Genomic DNA, 25,895 nt, shown 5'->3' with positions numbered 1-25,895 from the left:
AAATGATTCAATGAAATAAGGCTCCTTTAGGGAGCCTTATTTTTTATCTGGTTTTATTTTATCCGTTGTTGCAACAGCGCTAAGCAATCTTGGGCACTGAGCGGTTTACTCAGCAGGAAGCCCTGTACCTGATCGCAACCTTGTAGCGCTAAGAAGTTTAGCTGCTCTTGGGTTTCTACCCCTTCCGCCACCACATTTAACTCTAGGCTGTGGGCGAGGGCGATAATCGCACTGGTAATGGCCGCATCGTCGGGGTCATTGGTAATGTCGCGCACAAACTCACGGTCAATCTTTAAGGTATCGATGGGGAAACGTTTTAGATAACTCAAGCTTGAGTAACCAGTACCGAAATCATCCACTGCGATGGTTAAACCCAACGCCTTGAGTTTCGAGAGGATATTTACCGATTCTTGCGGATTACCCATGATCATCGACTCGGTTAATTCCAGCTCGAGCGCCTTGGCGGGCAGGCCCGATACCGCAAGAGCGACTTCGATGGTCGAGATAATATCGGCCTTCAATTGCCGCGCAGACAGGTTCACTGCCATGCTGATATCGCCAAAACCTAACTCACTCCACTCGGCAAGCTGTTGGCAGGCGTGGTTGATCACCCAATGGCCAATCTGGTTAATAATGCCGGTTTCCTCCGCCAGCGGAATAAATTCGGCGGGCGAGATCGGGCCTAATTCGGAATGGTGCCAGCGTAGCAGCGCCTCGAGTCCGGTCAGAGAACCTTTGCGCAGGCAGAATTTGGGCTGATACACCAAACTTAACTCGTTGCGAGAAATGGCCTGCTTAAGCCCCGCCTCGAGTTGCACATGGCGTGTTGCCATCTCATTGAGTTTATTAGTGTAAAACTGGAAGTTATTCCGCCCGAGTGCCTTAGCATGGTACATGGCGGTGTCGGCAAACTTAATCAGCGAATCCACGTCCTCTGCATCGTTGGGATAGAGGCTGATACCAATCGAGGTTGAAATGGTCAGTGACTTATCATCGAGTAAGAAGGGCGCCTGAAAGGCCTTGAGCACTTTTTCGGAGATCAGCGTCGCCGCTTTGGTTTTCGCCACCCCTTCCAAAATAATGGTAAATTCATCGCCACCCAAGCGGGCCACAGTGTCCCCTTCGCGGACGGCATTTTGCAGTCTGTGGGCCACGGCTTTGAGGAGCAGGTCGCCAATATGGTGCCCCATGGAGTCATTGATATGCTTAAAGCGGTCGAGATCTAAAAACAGCAGTGCGACGATATTATTCGACCTATGGGCTTGAGATATGGCGTGGTTGAGCCTGTCCTGGAATAAGGTGCGATTCGGCAGTCCAGTCAAGGTGTCGAAACTGGCGAGGAAGCGAAGATCCTCTTCGGCCTTTTTACGCTCTGTGATATCGGTAAATACCGCCACGAAGTGGCTAGTTTCGCCTTTTACATCGATCACTTGGTTGATCTCAAGCCACACCAGAATCGCCTTACGCGCCCTGTTGCGGATCCAAATTTCACCCGCCCAATGTTTATGGCGTAGCAGTTGCTGCTCAATACTGTTGAACAGATCTCGCTGCTGCCGACTGTAGGCTAAGTGAATTAAATATTTATCACTGATTTGCCGCTCCGAATATCCGGTAATCGCACTAAAGGCGGGGTTTACCGAACGAATACGGTAGTCTAAACCTGCTACCACAACGGCTTCGTTCATGCTGTTAAGCACTTGGGAGGAGAGCACCAGCTCATTCTCGATCAGCTTGCGGGAGGTGATATTACGGGTGGTGCCCGTCATCCGCATGGGCTGTTCCTGGTTATTGGTCTCAACCACTTTGCCGCGCTCGAGGATCCACAGCCAGTTGCCCGGTGAGTGCTCGATGCGATATTCCATTTCAAAAAACGGTGTGCGCCCTTGTAAATGGTCGGTCAAGACTTGTTTAAATCGCTCTCTATCCTCTGGGTGGGCATTGTCGTGCAGCAGCGTGTGGCTGCTCCACTGGGAAACCGGAATATCCGTATGAGTACGATAGACCTGCTGTTCTTGGATATTCCAGTCCCACATGCCATCGCCCGAGGCCCACAGTGCCAGTTTGAGTCGTTCTTCAGAGGCACGGATGCTGGTTTCAAACTCTTGTTGCTGTTCGCGCTTCTGTTTACGCCACAACACTATCCAGCCCAGTAGACCAAGTGCTAGCAGGACATAGAGTGCATAGGCAATTTGCGAGCGATAGAAGGGCGCTTTGACCGTTAAATCGACCAGCAGCGCATAGCTGCCCTCGCTGTTGTACTCCAAAGAATGGCGAACATGGAGCACATAGTGGCCGGGATTGATATTGGTAAAGGTGATTTCATTCCCCGAGGGCAGATCATGCCATTGGTTATCAAACCCTTCGAGATAATAACTAAAGCGATTTTTCCCCGTGTAACTGAAATCGAGGGAAGTGACCTCAAAGCTGACGAGCTGGTCGTCATAGTTCATCAGGATTTTAGGCGGATGGCTAAGATCGAGGATAGTGTGCCTCTTACCCGCAATTTTATAGGCCGTTAGGGCGACTTTGGCTTCGCTTCTTTGGTCGGGTATCGCCTTAGGATTAAAGCGGTTGATGCCGTTAATGCCACCAAACCAGAGGTCGCCATCGCTGTCTTTGAGTTTGACGCCGCCGTTAAACTCCAACGCCTGCAAACCTTCTTGCTCGTTGAAGTTGATGATTTTGCCATTGCTCGGATTCAACTTGCCGATGCCCGCATTGCTGCTGAACCAAATATGGTGCTCATCGTCTTCGAGCAGGGCGTAAATCGTGTCGCTCGGCAGGCCTTGTTCACGGGTGTAATCCCTAAAAACCATATCCTCGGCTTGAGCCGATAGCCTGCTAATACCGCCGTGGGTCGCGAACCAGACGTCGCCATTGCTTGCGACTAAAACGTCTCGAATCCGATTGTTAATAATGGTGTTTTTATTTTCGGGGTCATGGTAAAAGGCTTGGCCTTGACCCGTTTGCATATCGAGTTTAACTAAACCATTGAGTGAACCAATCCACAGAGTATTGCCGTCGGCTCTGAGCATCAGCAGCAGGTTTTGTGTGGGATGAAAATTCTCAATATCTGTGAGTGGAACAGAGGTAAACTCATCCTTTTCAAGCGCTTTTCGATACAAGGCGTGGGAGGTCGCTACCCAGAGTTGGCCCTGAGCATCTAGCTCTAAGCTACGAATATAGTTCGCTTCTGAGGCCGGATCTTGGCTTTGAGTAAGCTTAAGCAGAGTAAATTCACCGCTCGGAGTTAAGCGCCCTAAGCCATAATTGCTGGCAAACCAGAGCACGCCTTGCCTGTCTTGGGTGATCGCACGCAGGACAAGATTTAAATGGCGCGTTTCTTTACCGAGTGCCTTAGCAAAAGCCGAAGTGTAATGTTCATATTGTTTAGCATTGAAGGCTAAGCGCTTGAGGCCCGCGCCCTCGGTACCTATCCACAGTGCTTTATCCTGACTACGAAAAATGGTGCGGATATTATTGCTCTGCTGAGGTAATTCGGTTGTATATTCAAATAGATGTTGGAAGTACTGTCGGCGGGTGTTGATCTTATTCAAGCCAGAATAACTTCCCCCGAGCCAGAGATTGCCGAAGGTGTCTTGCAATAAACAGAGGATATTATTGTCGCTGATACTGTTGGGACGCTGCATATCGTATTTATGGTAAGCCGCAACGAAACGCCCCGCCTCACGCTCTAGCTGGATAAGACCCGCTTCGGGACCGACCACCCAAAACTGTCCTTGGGGTGTTTGAATAAAATCCTTGAGGTAAGGAATATCGTCCTCTGCTTGCCAGAGAATACTTCCTTGGTGTGAAATCAAATCGTAATGCCATAGTTGATTACCCAGCGCTAAGGTGATGGCGCGAGTCGAATTCGCTTTAATCTGGTAGGCGGTTAGATCCTGCGGCACATTCAGCCTAGTGATGGCATTTGAACTCAGCGCAAAGGTGCCGCTGGCCCTTGTTCCCGCAAGGAGATAAGTGTTTTCAACATTGGCGAGGCTAGTGATATGCGGCTCGACGCTGTTGCCGAGGGAGACTTGGGTGATCCGCTGAGTTTTAATTGACAGTGAAAACAACCCGCCTTGGGTGCCAATCCACAACGTATTGCCGACAATATTGAGTTTGGTCACTCTAGGATCGGTTAGACCCTGTTCAAGGCCAAAGCGCTCAAAGGTCCCCGTATTGAGATCGAGCCGATTAACCCCTTGGCTAAAGGTGCCAATCCACAGATAACCTTCAGCATCTTGAATAATGTCGGAAATAAAGCTTTCTGAAATGCTGCTGGGATTATTCGGCGAATGAATAAAGAGATTGAAATTATAGCCATTGTAACTATGTAGGCCGTCCTGAGTCCCAATCCAAAGCATACCCGCACTGTCCATAAACAGGCTGGTAATTGTATTCTGATTTAAGCCTTCTTCGCTGCGGATATGTTCAAATTTCAGCTGTGTGTTAGCCGCATTTAAAGGTAATGCTGAGCCTGTGAGCGGCGCCCCGCACCAGCTTAGTAAGCAGAGCGCGCCGAAGAAAAGTTTAAGGACTGGATGGCTCAAAGTTACCCCTATCAAAACCCATTAACCCATTAACCCATTACTGGGAGGTATTATGCATTTACCTTGGGGATGCCGCGTGTAGTGCAACGAAAGACGCAGCTCAGTTAAAAGTTCAAAATTAATAATCAGTATATTCACGGATTTATAGGACGCAAAATGCTTGTTGTTATTATTTGCTGTCGGGGGGATTTTAGCAGTTTTTACCGTATGTCGACACAAGCTGGTAACACGATGAGACAAATAAAAAAAGACCTTGCCGGAAGGGGGAGAAGCAAGGTCTTTGGTTGAACTCTTTTCTTGGCTTAAGCCGAAGGTACGCGCACAAAGCCTTCCATTAGCACGCGGGCGCTACGGCTCATAATGGCTTTAACGACTGTCCATTCGCCGTTTACTTGCATGGCCTGAGCGCCAACGCGAAGGGTGCCTGAAGGGTGGCCAAAGCGTACAGCCTCCTTCTCGCCACCGCCTGCCGCGAGATTCACTAAAGTGCCAGGAATGGCCGCTGCTGTACCAATTGCAACGGCGGCGGTGCCCATCATCGCATGGTGTAATTTACTCATGGAAAGGGCGCGAACTAGCAGGTCGATTTCCTCTGCCGCTACCGTTTTACCACTCGATGACACATAGCTGCTGGGTTTCGCCACAAAGGCCACCTTAGGCGTATGTTGGCGTGATGCGGCTTCATCAATATGTTTGATCAGCCCCATACGCACTGCGCCATGGGCGCGAATGGTTTCAAACTTGGCAAGGGCGGCGTTATCGCTGTTGATATCGTCTTGTAGCTCAGTGCCCGTGTAACCTAAGTCTTCGGCATTGATAAAGATGGTCGGGATGCCCGCATTAATCATGGTTGCATTAAAGCTGCCAACGCCCGGTACTTCGAGCACATCCACTAAGTTACCCGTGGGGAACATGCTGCCCCCGTCTCCATCTTCATCGGCGGCGGGATTCATAAATTCGATTTGCACTTCGGCGGCGGGGAAGGTCACACCATCGAGCTCAAAATCACCTGTCTCCTGCACTTCACCATTGGTGATAGGCACGTGGGCAATAATGGTTTTAGCGATATTGGCCTGCCAAATACGCACAGTGCAGATACCGTTTTGCGGGATGCGCTCGGCTTCAATCAGCCCATTGCTAATGGCAAAGGCGCCGACGGCGGCGGTTAAGTTGCCACAATTTCCGCTCCAATCCACAAAGGGTTTGTCGATCGACACTTGGCCGAACAGATAGTCAACATCGTGGTCGGCTTGGGTACTCTTAGACAGGATCACGGTTTTGCTGGTGCTTGAGGTAGCGCCGCCCATGCCATCAATTTGCTTACCGTAGGGGTCTGGGCTGCCGATGGCTCTAAGGAGCAGCGCATCTCGCGCAGGGCCTGGTACTTGGGCTGCTTCGGGTAAATCCAATAGATTGAAAAACACCCCTTTACTGGTGCCGCCGCGCATATAGGTGGCGGCTACTTTAATCTGGGGCGGGAAAAGATGATTACTCATGCTATTAACTCCAAGGGGAATAGCGATTTGTTAAACGTTGCGTTAGTCGCAAAGCGCGGCGTCTCAGTGTCGAGTTGCCGCCCCTTGTGCGATGTTAGTTGTTTTGCGGGTGTTATTTGTTTGCGAAAGTTACTTCAGGTTTGACTCTAAAAAGTCCTGCGCAAAACGCTGTAGCACGCCGCCAGCCGAGTAGATAGACACTTCTTCTGCGGTATCTAAACGACAGGTCACAGGCACTTCGACGCGCTCACCGTTTTTACGGGTGATGATAACGGTCAGATCTGCCCGTGGCGCGATGTCACCATAAACGTCAAACACCTCGGTACCATCGATGCCGTAGGTGGCGCGATTTTCGCCCGCTTTAAATTCAAGCGGTAATACACCCATACCCACTAGGTTAGTGCGGTGAATACGCTCGAAGCCTTCGGCAACAATCGCCTCAACACCCGCTAAGCGCACACCTTTTGCCGCCCAGTCACGGGATGAGCCCTGACCGTAGTCAGCGCCGGCGATAATGATCAGCGGCTGCTTGCGATCCATATAGGTTTCAATGGCTTCCCACATGCGAGTCACTTGGCCTTCTGGTTCGATACGCGCCAGTGAGCCCTGTTTCACCTTACCATCGACAATCGCCATCTCGTTTTTAAGTTTAGGGTTGGCAAAGGTCGCACGTTGGGCGGTTAAGTGGTCGCCCCTGTGGGTGGCATAGGAGTTAAAGTCTTCCTCTGGCAGGCCCATCTTATGCAGATATTCGCCCGCCGCGCTGTCCATCATGATCGCGTTCGATGGCGATAAATGGTCGGTGGTGATGTTGTCGCCTAATACCGCGAGTGGACGCATACCCTTGAGGGTACGCTCGCCCGCTAATGCGCCTTCCCAGTAGGGTGGGCGGCGGATATAGGTCGATTGTGGGCGCCAGTCGTAAAGCGGAGTGACCTTATCGCCGTAGTCGACGCTTAAATCAAACATCGGCTCGTAGACTTTACGGAACTGCTCCGGCTTAACGCTTTTCGCAATCACAGTATCGATTTCGGCATCGCTTGGCCAAATGTCGATGAGGCGAACTGGGTTGCCGTCTTTATCGTGGCCTAACACATCCTTCTCGATATCGAAGCGGATGGTACCTGCGATCGCATAGGCCACCACTAATGGCGGTGATGCGAGGAAGGCTTGCTTAGCATAAGGGTGAATACGGCCATCGAAGTTACGGTTACCGGATAACACGGCGGTGGCGTACAGGTCGCGGTCGATCACTTCCTGTTGGATAACGGGATCTAATGCGCCGCTCATGCCGTTACAGGTTGTACAGGCAAAACCGACGATACCGAAGCCTAGGGATTCAAGCTCAGGTAACAGATTGGCTTCTTCTAAATACAGTTGCACAGCCTTAGAGCCGGGAGCTAAAGAGCTCTTTACCCAAGGTTTACGGCTTAAGCCCTTGGCATTAGCGTTACGTGCCAGTAGGCCAGCCGCAATCACGTTGCGCGGGTTACTGGTGTTGGTGCAACTAGTGATAGCGGCAATAATCACTGCCCCATCTGGCATTAGGCCAGGCTCGTTTTCAACCACACCGCTGATGCCGCGCGCGGCTAACTCAGAGGTTGGAACGCGGGCGTGTGGGTTAGACGGACCCGCGATAGTGCGCACAACCGATGACAGATCAAAGTGCAGGGTACGTGGGTACTCGGCATGTTTAAGGTCATCGCTCCACAAACCTGTGGTCTTGGCATAGGTTTCAACCAGCTTAACTTGCTCGTCGCTACGGCCCGTGAGGGTTAAGTAGTCCAGCGTTTGTTGGTCGATATAGAACATGGCGGCGGTGGCACCAAATTCTGGGGTCATGTTAGAGATGGTTGCACGATCGCCAAGAGTTAAGGCCTCAGCGCCTTCACCGAAGAACTCTAAGTAGGATGAAACCACTTTTTCCTTACGCAGGAACTCGGTCAGGGCTAAAACGATATCGGTGGCGGTAATGCCAGGCTGCGGTTTGCCCGTTAACTCAACGCCGATAATGTCTGGCAGACGCATATAAGATGCGCGGCCTAGCATCACGCTTTCGGCCTCAAGACCGCCCACACCAATGGCGATAACGCCGAGTGCATCTACGTGTGGCGTGTGACTGTCGGTGCCCACTAAGGTATCTGGGAAGGCAACGCCGTCGCGTGCATGAACCACGGGTGACATACGCTCCAGGTTGATCTGGTGCATGATGCCGTTACCCTGCGGGATAACATCAATGTTTTTAAAGGCTTTTTGCGTCCAATTGATAAAGTGGAATCTGTCTTCGTTACGTCTGTCTTCGATGGCGCGGTTTTTCGCAAAAGCGTCCTTATCGAAGCCGCCGTATTCCACCGCCAGTGAGTGGTCAACAATCAGCTGGGTTGGCACCACTGGGTTAACTTGCGCAGGATCGCCACCTTTAGCGGCAATCGCATCACGCAGACCAGCTAAGTCAACCAGCGCGGTTTGGCCCAAAATATCGTGGCACACGACGCGGGCTGGGAACCAAGGGAAATCCAGTTCCTGTTTTGATTCAATAATTTGTTTTAGCGAGGCGGTGAGCGCCTCTGGCTCGCAGCGACGGACTAAGTTTTCAGCTAGTACACGAGATGTGTAGGGCAGTTTCGCGTAGGCGCCGGGGCTGATGGCTTCAACGGCTTCGTGGGTATCGAAATAGTCGAGTGCAGTGCCCGGTAAGGGCTTGCGATATAAGGTATTCATGGCTGTGGTCATAACCTATTCTTATTACATCAGTTCTCATTACATCAGTGCATAAACATTTGAGTTTGCACATTATTCACACTGGGTTCTGTTGGCGAAACTGACGCCTAAGCGCCAGTTTCTGTTGTGTCGATTAACGGTCAGAAATCGGCACGACTTTACGTAAAGCCACACCCACATAATCAGCACTTGGACGAATAATGCGGTTGTTTGAACGTTGTTCCATCACGTGTGCCGTCCAACCTGTTACCCGTGAACATACGAAGATTGGGGTAAATAGCTTGGTTGGAATGCCCATGAAGTGGTAAGCACTGGCGTGGAAGAAGTCGGCGTTACAGAAGAGTTTCTTCTGTTCCCACATCAGGGCTTCACAGGCGACCGATACGCGGTAGAGGCGATCATCGCCGTAATCGGCGGCCAGCTTTTCAGACCATTCTTTGATGATGGCGTTACGTGGGTCTGACTCACGGTAGATGGCGTGACCAAAGCCCATGATCTTCTCTTTACGCTCGAGTTTACCCATCAGCACATCGCGGGCATCGGCTTCGTCTTTCATATCTTGGATCAGTTCCATCGCCGCTTCGTTAGCGCCGCCGTGTAGCGGACCACGCAGTGAGCCGATAGCACCAGTCACGCAGGAATGCATGTCCGACAGGGTCGATGCACACACGCGGGCGGTAAAGGTTGAAGCGTTAAACTCATGCTCTGCATACAGAATTAAGGATACGTCCATTACCTTAGCGTGCAGCGCTGATGGGGCTTTGCCGTGCAGCAGGTGCAGGAAGTGGGCACCGATTTGCTCATCGTTGGTTTCGGTTTCGATGCGCACGCCATCGTGGCTAAAGCGATACCAGTAGCAGATGATCGATGGGAAGGCCGCCAGTAAACGGTCGGCAATTTGGCTTTGCTCGCTAAAGCTGTGCTCGGCTTCGAGGTTACCCAGCATCGAACAACCAGTACGCATCACATCCATTGGATGGGCGTCGGCAGGGATGCGCTCTAACACTTCTTTTAATGCCTGTGGTAGGCCACGCATGCCTTTAAGTTTGGTCTTGTAGGCTTCGAGTTGTGCTGTGGTTGGCAGTTCACCGTAAAGGATGAGGTGAGCGACTTCTTCAAAAGTCGCGTTTTCGGCCAGATCCTTCACATCGTAACCGCGGTAGGTCAGGCCGCTGCCCGATACACCTACGGTACTTAATGCGGTTTCACCCGCGCTCTGGCCACGTAATCCAGCACCACTTAATTTTTTTGCGTCTGACATAATCCTTCCCTTCCGTTAACGCTATGGTTATTGCAGACAGGCTCAAAATTGGCCGTCTACCTTTTTGGTTAAAGCTGCATAATGTTGGCGAAATACTCGTTTCGGCCTTATGTAGGGTTGCAGCGTGTCGGTGATGCATGAGCCGTTATTTGAGGTCGCGGCTCACGCATCTGGGTATCAGTAACAACGCGAAGCCAAAGCTTCTACTGACGTCCATGGTCTGTACTTATCTTCTACTTATCTTGGCTAAACAATTGATCTAACTTGTCTTCAAAGGCGTGGTAGCCCAAGTACTTATACAGATCCGCTCGGGTCTGCATAGTGTCTAAGACATTGCGTTGATGACCATCATTCATCAGTGCTTGCATCACTTTCAGTGCAGCTTGGTTAGCGGCGCGGAAAGTGCCGAGTGGGTAAAGCACCATATCGGCACCCGCTTCGGTAAGTTCTTCTTTATTGAACAATTGGGTTTGGCCAAATTCGGTCATGTTCGCCAGGATTGGCGCGTTAACCTGCGCCTTGAAGTGGCGATATTGGTCGAGCTCAGTTAAGGCTTCGGCGAAAATCATGTCGGCACCGGCGGCGATATAGGCTTTTGCACGTTCGATACCCGCTTCTAAACCTTCAACGGCAACCGCATCGGTACGCGCCATGATCACAAAGTTAGGATCGGTGCGGGCATCGACGGCGGCCTTGATACGGTCAACCATTTCCTCTGTGCTCACCACTGCTTTGTTGGGTCTGTGGCCACAACGTTTTTGCGATACTTGGTCTTCCATGTGCACGGCGGCCACACCGGCTTTTTCAAATTCTTTAATGGTGCGGGCGATGTTAAAGGCGCCGCCCCAACCTGTGTCGATATCGACCAGCAGTGGCAGTTTGGTTGCCGAGGTGATACGACCGGCATCGATCAGCACGTCGTTCATCGAGGTCATGCCTAAATCCGGTAAACCGTAGGAGGCATTCGCTACACCCGCGCCCGACAGATACAGGGCTTGAAAACCCGTTTGCTCCGCCATCAGGGCGAAATAGGCATTGGTGGTGCCGACGATTTGCAGCGGTTTTGAGTTAGCAAGAGCTTGGCGAAAACGTAATCCTGCGCTTTGGGTCATGGTCTTGTCCTTATCCTGTTTAGGGTACTGAGTGTTCAGCATTGGATGCTTATGGGCCGCAACGCCTTAGTTAATATTGGCTAAGGTTTCTTTCGCGGCGGCGTTAGCTTGTAATTCAATCAAGCGTAATTCGGTATTTTTACGGCCATGCTCAATATGTCGACGCATCAACAGGCTGGCGAGTTCGCCATCACGCTGGGCGATGGCCTCGACGATACGTCTATGTTCGGCAATGGCTTTTACTGGGCGGTTCTTATTGGTGCACTGATAGCGATACATCCGCAGCAGGTGGTAAAGCCCACCAATTAAGGTTTCTTGCAGATGCTTATTGCCGCTGGCTTGGATGATTTGGTAGTGGAAGTCGACATCGCCTTCCTCTTGAAAATAGGTATCGCCATTGGCCAGCGCGGTTTCTTGCACGGCGAGCAGGTCTTCTAACTTGGCTAGCTGCTCTGGGGTAATACGGCTGGCGGCAAGTTCGCAGGCCATGCCTTCTAGCACGCTACGTAATTGATATAAATCGTTTAACTCGCTCACAGTCAGTTGAGCAACACGGGCACCGACATGGGGGGCGCGGACAACGAGACGTTGTCTTTCTAAGGTTTGCAGCGCCTCACGGGTCGGGCCACGGCTGATGCCATATTTTTCGGCGAGGGCTTGTTCGTTGATCTTACTGCCCGCAGGCAGTTCACCCTTGATGATGCTGGTTTGTATTTGCACCAAAATTTGATCGGCTAAGGTGGTCGACGATTTTTCGCTGGCGAGGGATTTCACCTTATTCGTTGGGCTCGTCGCGGCATGAGCCACTGAGCTTGGGGTGTCATCTGTGGGGAATATGGTCTCTTGCTTCAACATACTTCGCATCACTCGTTGATTGCTGGATTGTCGACAATGGGTAAAAAATAGTCCCGACAAAGGTTATTGTCAACAATATGTTTACTTAGACGTAAGTCTATATGTCTGGGTTTATTAATATTAATTATTGTATTTATTGGTTGTTTTGTGTGTTTGTTGATTTTGGTTATTTTATCTTCTCTATTTTGTAATTAATAATTGTCGACAATTTAGCGTTTGGAGTGTGAGCTGATAGTGCGATAAAACGCAGCTTTTACCCCATTGCGACTTATTGAGTACAATGCTGAGAAGGTATTGGTTAGCACTCACAGGGTTAAGGCTCTCGGGGTTAAGGCATTAGGGGGACAGAATGGAAAAAATCCTCATTAGCAGTTGTTTGCTCGGGCAGGCGGTACGTTATGACGGCGGTCATAATCTGCTGCAAGATGAGTGGATACAGCGATGGCAGCGAGAAGGCCGCATAGTGGCGTTTTGTCCTGAATGTGCGGGCGGATTACCCACACCAAGGCCTGCGGCCGAACGTGTCGGCGAGCTAGTACTAACGACGCAGGGTGAAGATGTAACAGCGGCCTTTAGGCTGGGAGCACAAAAGGCACTTGTTCTAGTTCAGGAGCAGGGCATTAAGGTGGCGATTTTAAAGGCGCGTAGTCCTTCCTGTGGCAATCAACATATTTATGATGGCACTTTCAGTAAACGTTTAATCGCAGGACAGGGAATGACGGCGGAATTACTGCAGGCGGCGGGTGTGAGCGTATTTAATGAAACCGAATTAGCGCAAGCGGCAACGAGGCTGGCACAGCTTGAGGCGGAATCAGCGGGCTAGGTAAGCCTAACCCGCTATCGACTCACTGTACGTCAGTGAAGCTGTATTCGTAAATCTGTATTAGTGAAGCTGTGTATGGGTGCTGGTGGCGCTATCCGTGAGCTGTCGATGTTGCAGTAATAGCGCATCGATTTGCTCGTCCTTCTCGACCCAAATTTGGTTTAACCAACGCTGAAACTCGACGCGATACTCGGATTCGGCAAAGTAGCGAGTCGCATCGACTTGCGGCACTGGTAAGGCGCGAACTCGCACCACAATCTTACGCACTTTGCCGTTCATCACACCGAATAACACATCATCCGGGGCATCGGGATACACTAAGGTTACATCCAACAAATTGGTAAATTGCTCACCCATGGCTGACAGGGTAAAGGCAATACCGCCCGCCTTAGGACGGAGTAAATGGCGGTAAGGTGAATCCTGACGCTTGCGCTTGTCTTCGGTAAAGCGGCTGCCCTCAACATAGTTGATGATCGAGGTGGGCATATTTTTAAACTTCTCACAGGCGCGGCGAGTCGTGGCTAAATCTTTACCCTTAAGCTTTGGATTTTTCTTGAGTTTTGCCGGACTGGTTCTGTCCATAAAGGGCATGTCGAGCGCCCAGCAACCTAGGCCCATAATGGGGACATAGATCAGCTCTTTCTTGAGGAAGAACTTCAGCATAGGGATGTGGTTACGCAGCAAGTAGGTCTGCGCAGCAATATCAAAGCCACTGAGGTGGTTACTGATCAACAAGTACCAACCGTTTTTATCCAGTCCTTCGAGCCCTTGGACATCCCACTCGATTTTGGCAATCAAATACAAAATGCCACCATTGCAGCTCGCCCATGCCCACATAAAACGGTTCATCAGTGCGGTCACGGCGTTGCGAGCACTTGGGACAGGCATCAGCATTTTCACTACACCACCGAGGCAAACCAAGGTTCCCCAAAGGGCGGTGTTAATGATCAGCAGGCTCAGACTGAGAATAAACAGCACTGGGCCGGGAAGGAAATTCAACATAGAGGTTTTACCTTACTTCTTGGTCCGCTTGGTCAGCCAGTTGGCTGAGCACTTGGTCTTTAGCGAGCCAAATGTCGTTCAATTGTTCTTGGAAGCCAATTTTGAAATCACGGTCATTCATGTAGTCGCCACGCATGTCCGGCGCGATATCACTCACTTTGATGTGTACTTTAACCTTTGGCAGCTTGCCTGTCAGGTAGTCCCAAAAGCTAGGGACTGGGCCCGGGTAGTAAATCGCAACATCCACTAACTTGTGGATCTGTTCTCCCATCGCCGATAGCGCGAAGGCCATGCCACCCGCTTTGGGTTTTAACAGATGTTGGAACTGTGAGTTTTGCTTTTTATGTTTAGCCTTAGTGAAGCGCGTACCCTCGACAAAGTTCATCACACTGACGGGTTTTGTCTTAAATTTCGCGCAGGCTTTACGTGTAATTTCAATATCTTTACCCTTGAGCTTTGGATTTTTTTTCAGCTGTGCCGTGCTATAGCGGCGCATAAAGGGAAAATCTAATGCCCACCATGCCAGTCCTAATACTGGTACATAAAGTAGTTCCTGTTTGAGGAAGAACTTCAGGAAGGGAATGCGGTGGTTAAACACCCGTTGTAGGATTAAAATATCTACCCATGACTGATGGTTAGCAATCACCATATACCATTCTTTGGTCGAGAATTGGGTGTCTCCCGTGAGTTCGACGTCGACTGGGTGCAGCACTCGTTCAATCACGCCATTGACGCTGATCCAGGCACTCGCGCAAAAGTCGAGAAAGTAGCTGATGGCCGTTCTCAGTGGCGGCAGAGGGATAAGCTTTATCAGGCTGCCGAGCACTATAGGTATCACCCAAAACAAGGTATTCACGACATAGCCTAAGAAGGCAATGCAGCCTTTTAATTGTGAAAACAGCGTCCCCATTAGTGCCTCCTGATAAAAATTGGAGGCCTATGTTACTCGGTGTCGGCGTTTGGCTCAATCTTACGGCAGCTGGTCGGGGCATTTGTTAACATTTTGAGCCTCAATACTGCTGGGATAAGCGAGCTAATAGTTTGTCCATGGCGCGATAACCTAAGGCTTGGGCGAGGTGGCGCCGTTCGGTATTGGGGGCTTGCTCCAGATCGGCAATGGTGCGGGCAACACGTTGAATGCGGTGGAAACTGCGAACGGATAACCCAAGCTTGACGACACTCTGTTCTAAAAAGCCTAGGTCGGCGTCGCTGAGGCCGCCGAATTGTTTTAGCTGTTTTCCCGATAGTTCACTGTTGAGCACGCCAGCTCGCGCCAGTTGGTTATCGCGGGCACGTTTGACTCGCTTGGCGATTTCATCACTGGTTTCGCTGCTCGTTGTTGGTTGCGTGAGTGTGCCCGCGGGGAGTTTAGGGACTTCGATGGTGAGGTCGAACCTATCTAAGAAAGGCCCAGACAGTCTGGCGAGATAGCGCTGAACCTGATCGGGTGTGGCGCGGTTCGCCCCTTCAATATCGCCGCTGGGACTGGGATTCATGGCGGCGATCAACTGAAAGCGGCTCAAAAAGGTTAACTTAGCGGCGGCGCGGGAGATCACTACTTCGCCCGTTTCCATGGGTTCACGCAGGCAATCGAGCACCTTACGGGGGAACTCGGCGACTTCATCCAAAAACAACACCCCGCGATGGGCGAGGGAGATTTCCCCAGGTTTAGGAATGCTGCCACCGCCGACCAAGGAGATGGACGAACTGGTATGGTGCGGCGCGCGAAATGGCCGCTTCAAAAAATCCTGCGGTTTGATATTAATGCCCGCCACCGAATGAATGGCGGCGACCTCTAATGCCTCTTCGTAATTGAGTATGGGCAATAAGGCCATAATTCGGCTGGCTAACATGGTTTTGCCTGTGCCCGGCGGGCCGAGCATCAGTAAGTTATGGTTTCCGGCCGCAGCGATTTCGAGGGCTTGTTTGGCTTGATACTGGCCTATGACGTCGCTTAGACAAGGCTGGGTGGTTGGCGCCTCGTCGCTAATCCACTCGAGCTGTTGCTCGAGCATAGGCAGTGGCGCCTGTCCGTGGAGAAACGCGGCTAAGCTTTGCAGATGGGAAGCAAAATAGACGCTGTGATAGCCCACAAGCTCGGCATCGTGACGATTCTCTAAGGGAAGAATTAGCTGATTGTTATGACGTTTAGCCGCAATGATGGCGGGCAGCAACCCTTGGCAATGGCGTATCTGCCCGGAGAGCGCGAGCTCACCGACAAATTCGGTATTTTTAAGGCTACTGGCGGGGATTTGCTCCGAAGCCGCCAGAATGCCTATGGCGATGGGCAAATCGTAACGGCCCCCTTGTTTAGGCAAGTCCGCCGGCGCGAGATTAACCGTTATCCTGCGCATGGGGAATTCAAATCCCGCATTAATCAAGGCGCTGCGTACGCGCTCGCGCGCTTCTTTGACCGAGGCTTCGGGTAAGCCCACCAGATTAAAGGCGGGTAGACCATTACTGAGATGCACTTCCACTATGACTTCTGGAGCCTCAACACCGCTACTGGCTCGGGTATGCACGCAGGCTATCGCCATAAACAAATCCTTTTGTTGATCTTTTTGCGCAGAATTTGAGTGTAGCAGTAATTCGCCTAAGGGTTTTCAATTCACTTAGGCGCTGTCCGCCTCTGGCGCAAGCGGCTGACTCAGGCGGTAGCGTTAGCGTGACAGCATTGGCAGCTTGAACGGTTAAGCGATAGCAAATATTTGATAGAAATGATAAAAAGCCAATATTGGAGCAGTGAGGTAAATATGGATATGTTGTTAGCAGAAAATTCCCCCATTCGTCAGCAGCTACTCGAGCAAAAGCTGGCACAGTTTAAAGACCCCAACCTTGCCAACGTCCTTTCGGCGTTTATTCGCAGTAGTGTCGACCTCTATCCCTACGCAAACGAAGACTATGCCCAGTTAGGTAACAGCCGACTAGGTGGATTGCCGGATTTGCCTGTTGGCATGGATTATCCGGTGACTTTGGTCGGACGGGAGGAGATGTTGGATGCTTACGCTGAGGAATTCGACCACACTCGCGAGTATGTCGAGGAGCATTATTGTTGGTCGCAAGATTGGGACTGGGACGAGTCAGCGCAGGCCTTCCGTGTGCCCATGCAATTTATCGCACAGCTCAACTGTAGCGACCTGAAGGCGTTTCAATCTTATTTGCCCCGAGAAGGGCGATTGTTGTTCTTCTTGGAGCGCTGGCGATTCTCGGAAATGCTTCGCGGCCATGTCTATTATGTCGCTGAAGATCAGCAGCTTATTAACTCTGGGAAAGCGATTGCTGAACTTAAGTTCGACGATGCTGTCTGTGCAAACTATGAGTATGAGGCGGCTTATCAACTTCAGGGGATTGCCAGCATTAAGATGATAGCCCCTGACATGATTAATAGTGACAACCCGCATTTAGTAAAGATAGCCAAGGCACGTTTACAAGCGCTACCAGAACCGCAACAAGCCATGGTGCTGGAGGCCCTAGCGGTTGTAGATGATGAATTGGTACCAGAGTGGCAAGATCAGCTCAAGGGCTATGAGCTGATACAATTGAATGAGCACGGGTTTATCCCTGGTCAGATTCTCACTCAATCGCAATGGGCTAATACCAACTGGCAGTCATCCAACTTGCAGGCATTGCTCGTCCCCAAGCAGCCGCTGCCGTATTACAATGGTATCGCCAGCATTAATGGTCATGGTGATAGCCGCTATAAAGCCCCGGAGCTCCACGCCGCGGCTGAATTAGGCGGCAATGCTGAAGATTATCTGGTGCTGTTCAAAGCCGTCTATAGTGAGCACTCAATGCAGTTGAATTTTATTATCCATCGGGATGATTTAGCCTTAGGAAAATTCGACCGCATTTACTGCATTTATGACAACTAGCAGAGCTATAACCAACCTTTTTGCTTGGCGATACGGGCGGCATCGATTCGGTTGCTCGCATTGAGTTTGGCAATGGCTTCGGATAGATAGTTACGTACCGTGCCTTCGGCAATAAACAGCATCTCGGCTATCTCGGCGGTGGATTTGCCTTCACTGGCAAAACGTAGGGCGCGGCGCTCTTTATCATTGAGGGGATCGATATCGCCAATCGCCATGATTACCAGCTCAGGATCGATAACCCGCTTGCCCGCGATCACCTGTTGGATGGCGTTGACTAAGGTTTCCGAGGGCGCATCCTTCAGTAAAAAACCACCCACGCCCGCTTCAATGGCGCGTTTGATGTAACCTGCGCGGCCAAAGGTAGTGATAACCACGACCTTGGTATGGCTATGTTGTTCTTTCAACCAAGACGCTAATTCTAGGCCGGTGCGACCTGGCATTTCGATATCCGTCAATAGCAGATCGAAATGTTGTTGTTTCAGCAGGCTTAAGGCTTCATCGCCATTGCTGGCTTGGGTGATGGTAAAACCGCCAGCTAGGGTTAACAGTGCTGCGAGCGCGCCGCGCACCATGGCCTGATCTTCCGCGAGAAGAATGTGCATTAATCTGTTGCTCCCTGCAAAGGTAAACTGACGCTAAAGGCGTATCCCTGTTCAAGATCATAGTTTAAATGTCCCCCAAGGCTAGCGAGCCGCTCGCGGATCCCTGTTAGGCCGTTACCCTCGATAATAGGGCTTGTTGGGGCGTTATCTTGCACATCGACGATAAGGCTATCGGCCTGCTCGCGAAACTGAATGCGGCATTGGCTGGCACTGCTGTGGCGCAGAATATTATTAACGAGCTCAGTGAGCACTAAACCGAGTTGACTCTCTGCTCTGGCGGATAATTTGGGCAACTCGCCTAGTAGCTCCACCGCGATGCCCTTGTCCCTTAGGGTGTTACATAACTGGGTGACGCAGCTGGCCAACCCTTTATGTTTATAATCTGAGACCGTATGCCTTATTTGGCTCAAGCTCTCCCGGGCAATTTGTCCTAGCTCTTGCAGCTGAGTGGTCGCTAATTGATATTCTTGTTTGGCGAGCAGTTTTTCGGCCAGTTCAGCTTTTAGGGCAATCGATGACAGACTGTGCCCCATGATATCGTGCAAGTCTCTGGCGATACGCTCCCGTTCAACCATGGTCGCTAAGGTGCTGATCTCCTGCGCGCTTTGTCGCTCCTTCAATCTATGCTGATAACGTTTTTGCTCGGCTATCCCCAGCATGCCAACCCCGAAAACTAACGCCGAGCCATACACTGGGAAATACAAGCTGTTGAATTGGCTAAAGTGGTTGAGTAGGAACAGTAAAACCAAAATCCCAAACCAACTTAATAGGCTGACTCTGAGCGGATAGAAGAAGCCAATAAAGAAGCTGGCAAAGGTAAAGAGAGAAATAGAGCCAGGATTGATGGGGGTGATGGCAATCGCCAACAATAGCATGACGCTGATGGGTCGATAAGCCACTCGAGTATGGCAGCGATAGGCCCAAAAGTAGCTGTAAATAAAGGGAATAAGTATGGCTAAAATGAGTCCTATCTGCCAGCTCGGATAGGGCGTGACAAACAGCGGGATCAGATAAAACGCCAAATTTATCAGGTAAACCCATGCGATTTTTTGTTCTATTTGCACTGAGTGTTGAGTCATAACGCTTCGCATAATGCCAATAGCTGGCTACCGATGGCAGGATTGGCCGCAAACGTCAGCCAATCCTTTTGCCTGTTCTGGGATTATTTTGCACTTATTTGCTGATTTTGTTGAAGTAAAAACTTAGCCCAACCATAATCTTTTTCCACTTGCAGTGCCTGCTGCCAATCTTCGATCGCCCCTTGGGCGTCACCTAACTCCTGTTTTGCGAGTCCGCGCCAAGTGTAAGCCTCTGCCTCACCCCAGCAAATGTCCTCGCAAGGTTGATTAAACCGCTCAATGGCGCTGCTGGCGAGTGTCTTGGCAACTTGCATGCTGCCACCAAACATGGCGGGCGTATTATAGGCGGCAATTGCTTTCACTAATGCCACCCGCGGGTTAAGCGGTGCCAGCTGTTCGGCTTGGGCGATGGCATTGGCGGATTTAATCCCAAGCTCAGCGCCTTTACTGTTGTCCAAGGCGATTTGCATGCCATACACGGATGATAATAGCGCGAGGGATTCGGCATCGGCTTGGGTATTATTGAGGGTTTCTAAGCTGGTTTGAGCTGAGGCTAAGGCCTGAGCTGCTAAGGTTTTTTGTCCCATTACATTGGCGCTGATGGCTAAGCGGTAGTTGGCATAAGCCGCTTCGTAATCCTGCGTTGTCGTGCTGAGCTGTTGTAATTTTTCGATATTCAAGGTACTTGCGGCTTTGTCGACTTCTGCGATATTGAGACTCGAGTTGGAAGCCGCGAATACCGGCGTGCAGGCGAGGGCAAGGCTCGATAATAGTAAGAGTGTTTTCATGGTATTTCCTTATTGAAGTGATAACCCATTGCTTGGGAACGGCTTCATTATCAGAAATACCTTGACCTGAGTGCAGGCACAAAGGTCATCAATTGGGCATGACAAATGTCATGTCTTAGGCCTAAAAGCAAAACACCGGAGAGGCTCCGGTGTTTTTTGTAAGATGAGGCGCAGCGGGTTATACGACCGCTTGGGTGCTGGCTTGGTTGACGAGGTACACCATGTAACCTAAGTAAGCGACAAGCAGTGTGGCACCTTCACGGCGACCGATACGCAGTCCTGACCAAGCGAAGGGTAAAATCACCACGGCTAAGGCGAGCATCACGATAAAGTCGAAGGATTGGAAACCTAGGGCCGATACTGGGTGCACAATCGCAGTTACACCTAAAATACCTAAAATGTTGAATAGGTTAGAGCCAACCACGTTACCGATAGCGATATCGCTTTCACCTTTGAGCGCCGCTAAAACAGAGGTCACTAACTCTGGCATACTGGTGCCGATAGCGACAATGGTTAAGCCGATAATGACTTCGCTCACGCCAAATACCTTGGCTAAATCGACAGCGCCATTCACAAATAAAATCCCGCCACCGACTAACATGCCGATGCCTACAACAATAAATGCCACTGAGAGTAATGGGTTTTTAGGGCCTTCTTCGATGATTTCGCCGTCGGCATCTGTGGTATTTTTCGAGCTGAAATAGCTGAATACTAGGTAGCCAACAAGCAGTGATAATAAAATCACGCCGTCAATCAGGCTGAGTTCGCCATCCAATAACAATCCCCAAAACAGCATAGAGGCGAGGATCATCAAGGGGATATCCCGTCTTACCATTTGTGACTGTACTTGAATCGGGCGAATAAGCGCCGTTATCGCCAAAATCAAACCAATGTTGGCAATGTTAGAGCCGATCACGTTACCCAGTGCAATGCCGCTATTGCCCGCCAGTGCTGACTTAACACTCACCGCAAGTTCGGGCGCGCTGGTACCAAAGGCCACAATGGTTAAGCCGATGATGAGGGGCGTGATGCCAAGACGTAGGGCGATCGAGCTCGCGCCACGGACTAAGGCTTCTGCGCCTAAGGTTAAAATGATAAAGCCGCCGATAATTGAAAGTGCAATGAGCATTTTAGACTCTGTTAAACCTGATTGAGTGAATTGATTTAAGGTGTATCAGCTTATGCTGACAGGCGCACATGATACGTGTTTTTCAACCGTTTTGACAGAATATGTCATAAAAAAGCACACCAAAAAGGTGTGCTTTAGAGGTGAGTGTCATTACTTCAAGATTCGATAGGTTATTTTGCAGATAACTCATCTTCCCAGCGCACTTGCGCACCGCGAATACCGTCGACACGTTCGCTAAACGCCTTCTCGAGCACATGACGTTTGATCTTCAGTGTCGGGGTTAACACATCGTTTTCGATGGTCCAAGGCTCGTTCACAACCACAATCGCATCCACATGTTCATGGGACTCTAAATGTGGGTTCACGCTATCGAGTGTCGCTTTTAAGGATGCGCGAACTTCTTCGCGGGCTTGTAAGGTTGCGCCCTCGGAAAGTTGCACTAACGCGACGGGATGCGGCAGGCCGGAACCAATGACGCAAATCAGCTCCACATGGGGATCCTGCGCGAGCTTACGTTCAATGGGTACTGGAGCGACGTATTTACCCTTAGCGGTTTTAAAGTTGTCCTTCACGCGGCCAGTAATAGTCACGCAACCATCGGCGTCGATAGAGCAGAGATCGCCAGTATGGAAGAAACCATCGGGATCGAAGGCCGCCGCTGTCGCTTCGGGTTGCAGATAATAGGCCGTCATCAGGCCGGGACTCTTCAGCAGCAGTTCGCCATCTTCACCCTGGCGGATTTGGCAATCCTGCACGGGTTTACCCACAGTGCCGATTTTACGGGCATCGAAGGGGTAGTTGATGATGGAGTAAGCACAGTTTTCCGTCATGCCCCAGGCTTCACAAATATCCAAGCCAATGCTGTGATACCAGTGAATGAGTGAAGGCGGAATAGGCGCCGAGCCAGAGCCGAGTAAGCGGCAATGGTTAAGTCCTAACCCTTTGTGGATCTTGTGTTTTACTAGGCTGCTAATCAGTGGGATCTTAAGCAGTAGATTGAGTTTGCCAACACCAATCTTGTCGATAATGTTCTTCTGGAACAGGCTCCACAGGCGCGGAACCGAGAAAAATACCGTTGGTTTAGCGCGCTGAACATCGGCAACGAAGGAGTCTAAGCTTTCGACGAAGGCGACGGTGCTGCCGGAATAGAAAGACGAGCCTTCGATCGCCACGCGCTCGGTAATATGCGCTAAAGGTAAGTAGGACAATAATCTGTCGTTACCATTGGTACGCAGATCGCGCACCACGGCTTGGCAAGTCCAGCCATAGCTGGCAAACGTCTGAATCGCGCCCTTAGGTTGGCCCGTGGAGCCCGAGGTGTAAATCAGGGTCATGGTCTGATCTGGCTCAGGTAACGGCGCTTCAATCAAAGGGTTGCCCATCTTGAGCAGTTGTTCCCATTGATATTGAGCCGGCATGGTTTCATAGGGCATGGCAAGGCGGAGTAATTCGCCGCCGACGCCGGCTTCTTGATCGGCCCAGTGGTCGAGCTTGCCGAGGAAAATTGCTTTGGCACCACTATGTTGAAGCACATAGCGGATAGTATCTGTATTGGCGGTTGGGTAGATGGGAACGCTGATATAGCCGCCGTGCATCAGGGCGAGGTCGGTAATAAACCATTCGGCGCAGTTTTTAGAAAGCACGGCAATCTTATCGCCCGGCTCTAGGCCTAAATGGCGCAGTGCACCCGCGAGTTGCTGCACTTTTTCTTGCACTTCATTCCACGTGAAATCAAGGTATTGACCCTTGATGGGCTGGCGCAAATAGATTTCATCCCCACGTGTATTCGCCCAGTGCGCCAACATTTCGATTGGCGTCTTAATCGCATTATCCATAGGCAATTCCCTGTTCTTTATTGTTATTTTAACCCCAACATAGGTGCCCAGTATGGCGAGTTTTGTGAGGCCACGCAAATAGTTTGCAAGATTGTAAAATCTTAAAATTGGCGGACTAGCCTATCGTTTGAGTATGAAATGAAAATGAACTTAATCACAGGTCAGAGCAGGAGTCGCGGGCGCATTAGGCAATAAAAAAGGCGCCTAAGCGCCTCGTAAAATCGGTGGAAGCTTACAGCTCCATCACGCCGTCCATTTCGACTTGCGCATCCTTAGGCAGTTGCTTCACACCGATAGCGGCGCGAGCAGGGTAAGGTTGGCTAAAGTAACGGCTCATGATTTCATTCACTTTGGCGAAGTGGCTTAAGTCCGTCAGGAAGATATTGAGCTTAACGATATCGTTGATCGTGCCGCCAGCTGCGGTACAAACGGCGGTTAAGTTTTCAAACACTTGCACTACCTGCGCCTCAAAATCATCGCTCACGATTTGCATTGTGCTTGGCACCAGTGGGATTTGGCCGGATAAATACACTGTATTGCCGACTTTAACCGCTTGAGAATAAGTGCCAATTGCCGCTGGGGCGTTTTCGGTCGCGATAATGATTTTTTCTGCCATGACGCTCTCTCTAAAGTAATGATTAACGATTACGGGATGTACGTAATACCTCGGGCAGTACCCGGATACGGCGCATCACGTTAGCTAAATGAATCCTGTCCTTCACCGAAATCCGCAGGTTAATCAAGTAAACGCGGCCATCGCGTTCTTCGGTGCTAAGGTTATGAATATTCGAGCCTTCGGCGGCGATAATCGAGGTGATCTTCGCCAGCGCGCCCTGGTGGTTAACAATTTCCACCCGCAGATTGGCTTGATACTCGACGCCTTCGACATTGTCCCACTGTACGGGAATGTATTTATCGGGTTCGCCTTGGTAACCGCGAATGTTAGCGCAGTTTTCCATGTGGACGACTAAGCCTTTACCTTGGCTCACGTGGGCAATCACCGCATCACCTGGAATAGGGCGACAACAGTTGGCGAAGGTTACTAACATGCCTTCGGCACCACGGATTGGCATCAGGTGAGAATCGCGGCTCTCCTGATTCTCTAAATTATCGCCAATCAAACGTTGGGCGATGACTATGCTCATGGCATTGCCAAGGCCAATGTCGGCGAGTAAGGAATTTAAATTGGCGTGCTTGGTATCGCGCACGACTTTATCAATCTGCTCGGCAGGGATGCTATCGAGTTTGGTTTTACCCAGCGCATGGTTAAGCAAGCGGCGGCCAAGAGCGATAGCATCATCTGCTTTTAGGCTCTTGAGCACTTGGCGGATTTTGGCGCGGGCTTTACCCGTCACCACAAAGTTAAGCCAAGCGGCATTCGGACGCGCGCCTTTGGCGGTAATGATCTCAACGGTTTGACCGGAGATTAATGGCTGGCTTAACGGATAAGCTTGGCGGTTAACACGGGCGCCGACACAGGTATTGCCCACATCGGTGTGGACTTCATAGGCAAAGTCGACGGCGGTGGCGTTAACCGGTAATTCTAAAATGCGACCTTCGGGGGTAAAGACGTAAATCTCTTCGGGGAAGAGTTCAGTTTTAACGTTCTCCACGAATTCGAAGGAGGTGCTGGCGCTCTGTTGTAGTTCCAGCAAGCTTTGCATCCACTTGCGAGCACGCACTTGCGTGGTAGTGCCTTGACCATCGGCGCCGCCTTTATAAGCCCAGTGGGCCGCAACCCCTTTGTCGGCCATTTGATCCATATCTTCGGTACGAATTTGGATCTCGACGGGCACGCCGTGTGGGCCGAATAACGAGGTATGTAACGACTGATAGCCGTTGGCTTTTGGGATAGCGATATAATCTTTAAAGCGACCCGGACGCGGTTTATACAGGCCGTGCATGGCACCGAGCACGCGGTAGCAAGTATCGATGGAGTCGACGATGACGCGAAAGGCGTAGATATCCATCACCTCTTGGAACTGCAGTTCCTTGCTCTGCATCTTGTTATAGATGGAGTAGAGGTTTTTCTCGCGACCTTTAACTTTGCCTTTAATGCCCGCATCGTTTAGGCGGGTGAGTACCGCAGCCTCAATGCCTTGAATGAGCTCTTTACGGTTGCCTCGGGCAGCTTTAACCACTTCCTTCAACACCCGATAGCGCATCGGATAATAGGCCTGGAAGCCTAAATCCTCTAACTCGGTCTTGATATTGTGAATACCGAGTCGGTTGGCTATCGGCGCGTAAATCTCTAAGGTTTCGCGGGCAATGCGGCGGCGTTTGTCAGGACGCAACGCACCTAAGGTACGCATGTTGTGGGTGCGGTCGGCAAGCTTGATGAGAATAACGCGGATATCCTGCGTCATCGCCATCATCATTTTGCGAAAGTTTTCCGCTTGGGCTTCTTTTTTATCGCGAAATTTCAGCTTGTCGAGCTTAGACACCCCTTCAACCAGCTCAGCCACGGCTTCGCCAAATTGTTCGGCCAAGTCCTCTTTGGTGACATAGGTATCTTCGATGGTGTCGTGCAGCAAAGCAGCCATCAGCGTCTCGTGATCGAGACGCATCTCGGCGAGGATGCGGGCAACCGCAACCGGATGGGTAATATAAGGTTCGCCGCTGGTGCGCATTTGCCCTTCATGGGCATCACGCGCAACTTGGTACGCCTGCTTGAGCAATTCTACCTGTTCGGGTTCTAAGTAACCGGAAGCAGACTCCTTTAGACCTTCAAACAGATACAAGTGGCAGCTCTCCTTTACCCAAA

At 50.8% G+C, this 25,895-nt stretch carries 18 protein-coding genes; 2 read left to right on the top strand and 16 right to left on the bottom strand.

Translation table 11 applies throughout. The features are described from left to right. Positions 1–53: 53 nt before the first annotated feature. The 6 genes from N5E87_RS19540 to N5E87_RS19515 all read right to left on the bottom strand — a co-directional run bounded on the left by N5E87_RS19540 (position 54) and on the right by N5E87_RS19515 (position 12,001). Positions 54–4,571, bottom strand: a complete 4,518-nt coding sequence (locus N5E87_RS19540) for an EAL domain-containing protein (RefSeq protein ID WP_279775768.1) — start codon at positions 4,569–4,571, stop codon at positions 54–56. Between the two features lie 287 nt (positions 4,572–4,858). After that, positions 4,859–6,052, bottom strand: a complete 1,194-nt coding sequence (gene prpF, locus N5E87_RS19535) for a 2-methylaconitate cis-trans isomerase PrpF (protein ID WP_279775767.1) — start codon at positions 6,050–6,052, stop codon at positions 4,859–4,861. Between the two features lie 129 nt (positions 6,053–6,181). Continuing rightward, a complete protein-coding gene (gene acnD / locus N5E87_RS19530; RefSeq protein WP_279775765.1) occupies positions 6,182–8,785 on the bottom strand; it encodes a Fe/S-dependent 2-methylisocitrate dehydratase AcnD in 2,604 nt (867 codons plus the stop codon). Between the two features lie 121 nt (positions 8,786–8,906). After that, positions 8,907–10,034, bottom strand: coding sequence for a 2-methylcitrate synthase (prpC, locus tag N5E87_RS19525; RefSeq protein WP_249556381.1), 1,128 nt, complete (start codon positions 10,032–10,034; stop codon positions 8,907–8,909). Positions 10,035–10,267: 233 nt separating this feature from the next. After that, positions 10,268–11,146, bottom strand: a complete 879-nt coding sequence (prpB, locus tag N5E87_RS19520; protein ID WP_086903080.1) for a methylisocitrate lyase — start codon at positions 11,144–11,146, stop codon at positions 10,268–10,270. Between the two features lie 66 nt (positions 11,147–11,212). Continuing rightward, a complete protein-coding gene (locus tag N5E87_RS19515) occupies positions 11,213–12,001 on the bottom strand; it encodes a GntR family transcriptional regulator (RefSeq protein ID WP_086903037.1) in 789 nt (262 codons plus the stop codon). Positions 12,002–12,350: 349 nt separating this feature from the next. Between N5E87_RS19515 and N5E87_RS19510 the strand changes: the two genes are divergently transcribed. Continuing rightward, on the top strand, positions 12,351–12,824 hold the full coding sequence (locus N5E87_RS19510; protein ID WP_086903038.1) for a DUF523 domain-containing protein: 474 nt from the start codon (positions 12,351–12,353) through the stop codon (positions 12,822–12,824). Positions 12,825–12,884: 60 nt separating this feature from the next. On the opposite strand, the gene N5E87_RS19505 is transcribed toward N5E87_RS19510, so the two are convergent. The 3 genes from N5E87_RS19505 to N5E87_RS19495 all read right to left on the bottom strand — a co-directional run bounded on the left by N5E87_RS19505 (position 12,885) and on the right by N5E87_RS19495 (position 16,363). Further along, positions 12,885–13,826 (bottom strand): acyltransferase, encoded by a 942-nt coding sequence (locus tag N5E87_RS19505; protein ID WP_086903039.1) that lies wholly within the window; start codon positions 13,824–13,826, stop codon positions 12,885–12,887. Between the two features lie 7 nt (positions 13,827–13,833). Then, positions 13,834–14,736: an acyltransferase gene (locus N5E87_RS19500; RefSeq protein ID WP_086903040.1), complete on the bottom strand. Its 903-nt coding sequence runs from the start codon at positions 14,734–14,736 to the stop codon at positions 13,834–13,836. Between the two features lie 100 nt (positions 14,737–14,836). Beyond that, on the bottom strand, positions 14,837–16,363 hold the full coding sequence (locus N5E87_RS19495) for a YifB family Mg chelatase-like AAA ATPase (RefSeq protein WP_086903041.1): 1,527 nt from the start codon (positions 16,361–16,363) through the stop codon (positions 14,837–14,839). A gap of 216 nt (positions 16,364–16,579) precedes the next feature. Here N5E87_RS19495 and N5E87_RS19490 point away from each other — a divergent pair, with 216 nt between their 5' ends. Beyond that, on the top strand, positions 16,580–17,698 hold the full coding sequence (locus tag N5E87_RS19490) for a DUF1963 domain-containing protein (RefSeq protein WP_279775763.1): 1,119 nt from the start codon (positions 16,580–16,582) through the stop codon (positions 17,696–17,698). A gap of 5 nt (positions 17,699–17,703) precedes the next feature. Here N5E87_RS19490 and N5E87_RS19485 read toward each other — a convergent pair whose 3' ends face one another. The 7 genes from N5E87_RS19485 to spoT form a co-directional block, all read right to left on the bottom strand. Then, positions 17,704–18,300, bottom strand: coding sequence for a response regulator transcription factor (locus N5E87_RS19485; protein ID WP_086903043.1), 597 nt, complete (start codon positions 18,298–18,300; stop codon positions 17,704–17,706). Then, on the bottom strand, positions 18,300–19,379 hold the full coding sequence (locus tag N5E87_RS19480) for a sensor histidine kinase (RefSeq protein ID WP_086903044.1): 1,080 nt from the start codon (positions 19,377–19,379) through the stop codon (positions 18,300–18,302). The genes N5E87_RS19485 and N5E87_RS19480 overlap by 1 nt, the downstream gene beginning before the upstream one ends. Before the next feature lie 83 nt (positions 19,380–19,462). Then, positions 19,463–20,167 (bottom strand): hypothetical protein, encoded by a 705-nt coding sequence (locus tag N5E87_RS19475; RefSeq protein ID WP_086903045.1) that lies wholly within the window; start codon positions 20,165–20,167, stop codon positions 19,463–19,465. Positions 20,168–20,345: 178 nt separating this feature from the next. Then, on the bottom strand, positions 20,346–21,296 hold the full coding sequence (locus N5E87_RS19470; RefSeq protein ID WP_086903046.1) for a calcium/sodium antiporter: 951 nt from the start codon (positions 21,294–21,296) through the stop codon (positions 20,346–20,348). A gap of 170 nt (positions 21,297–21,466) precedes the next feature. After that, positions 21,467–23,131, bottom strand: coding sequence for an AMP-binding protein (locus N5E87_RS19465; RefSeq protein ID WP_086903047.1), 1,665 nt, complete (start codon positions 23,129–23,131; stop codon positions 21,467–21,469). 232 nt (positions 23,132–23,363) lie between these two features. Then, positions 23,364–23,747, bottom strand: coding sequence for a RidA family protein (locus N5E87_RS19460; RefSeq protein ID WP_011624341.1), 384 nt, complete (start codon positions 23,745–23,747; stop codon positions 23,364–23,366). Between the two features lie 22 nt (positions 23,748–23,769). After that, on the bottom strand, positions 23,770–25,872 hold the full coding sequence (spoT, locus tag N5E87_RS19455) for a bifunctional GTP diphosphokinase/guanosine-3',5'-bis pyrophosphate 3'-pyrophosphohydrolase (RefSeq protein ID WP_011624879.1): 2,103 nt from the start codon (positions 25,870–25,872) through the stop codon (positions 23,770–23,772). Positions 25,873–25,895 lie beyond the last annotated feature (23 nt).

Origin of the sequence: Shewanella sp. GD03713, assembly GCF_029843705.1 — a bacterium.
Classification (GTDB): Bacteria; Pseudomonadota; Gammaproteobacteria; order Enterobacterales; family Shewanellaceae; genus Shewanella.
The sequence above is the reverse complement of the archived record's forward strand: the minus strand, read 5'-3'. Positions and strand labels throughout refer to the sequence as shown.

Excerpts from the sequence above, each read along its gene's own strand:
- acnD (WP_279775765.1), bottom strand. The coding sequence starts at position 8,785 with ATGACCACAGCCATGAATACCTTATATCGCAAGCCCTTACCGGGCACT.
- N5E87_RS19510 (WP_086903038.1), top strand. The coding sequence starts at position 12,351 with ATGGAAAAAATCCTCATTAGCAGTTGTTTGCTCGGGCAGGCGGTACGT.
- prpB (WP_086903080.1), bottom strand. The coding sequence starts at position 11,146 with ATGACCCAAAGCGCAGGATTACGTTTTCGCCAAGCTCTTGCTAACTCA.
- N5E87_RS19485 (WP_086903043.1), bottom strand. The coding sequence starts at position 18,300 with ATGCACATTCTTCTCGCGGAAGATCAGGCCATGGTGCGCGGCGCGCTC.
- N5E87_RS19495 (WP_086903041.1), bottom strand. The coding sequence starts at position 16,363 with ATGGCGATAGCCTGCGTGCATACCCGAGCCAGTAGCGGTGTTGAGGCT.
- N5E87_RS19500 (WP_086903040.1), bottom strand. The coding sequence starts at position 14,736 with ATGGGGACGCTGTTTTCACAATTAAAAGGCTGCATTGCCTTCTTAGGC.
- prpC (WP_249556381.1), bottom strand. The coding sequence starts at position 10,034 with ATGTCAGACGCAAAAAAATTAAGTGGTGCTGGATTACGTGGCCAGAGC.
- N5E87_RS19480 (WP_086903044.1), bottom strand. The coding sequence starts at position 19,379 with ATGACTCAACACTCAGTGCAAATAGAACAAAAAATCGCATGGGTTTAC.
- N5E87_RS19490 (WP_279775763.1), top strand. The coding sequence starts at position 16,580 with ATGGATATGTTGTTAGCAGAAAATTCCCCCATTCGTCAGCAGCTACTC.
- N5E87_RS19470 (WP_086903046.1), bottom strand. The coding sequence starts at position 21,296 with ATGCTCATTGCACTTTCAATTATCGGCGGCTTTATCATTTTAACCTTA.
- N5E87_RS19515 (WP_086903037.1), bottom strand. The coding sequence starts at position 12,001 with ATGTTGAAGCAAGAGACCATATTCCCCACAGATGACACCCCAAGCTCA.
- N5E87_RS19475 (WP_086903045.1), bottom strand. The coding sequence starts at position 20,167 with ATGAAAACACTCTTACTATTATCGAGCCTTGCCCTCGCCTGCACGCCG.
- N5E87_RS19460 (WP_011624341.1), bottom strand. The coding sequence starts at position 23,747 with ATGGCAGAAAAAATCATTATCGCGACCGAAAACGCCCCAGCGGCAATT.
- N5E87_RS19465 (WP_086903047.1), bottom strand. The coding sequence starts at position 23,131 with ATGGATAATGCGATTAAGACGCCAATCGAAATGTTGGCGCACTGGGCG.
- prpF (WP_279775767.1), bottom strand. The coding sequence starts at position 6,052 with ATGAGTAATCATCTTTTCCCGCCCCAGATTAAAGTAGCCGCCACCTAT.
- N5E87_RS19505 (WP_086903039.1), bottom strand. The coding sequence starts at position 13,826 with ATGTTGAATTTCCTTCCCGGCCCAGTGCTGTTTATTCTCAGTCTGAGC.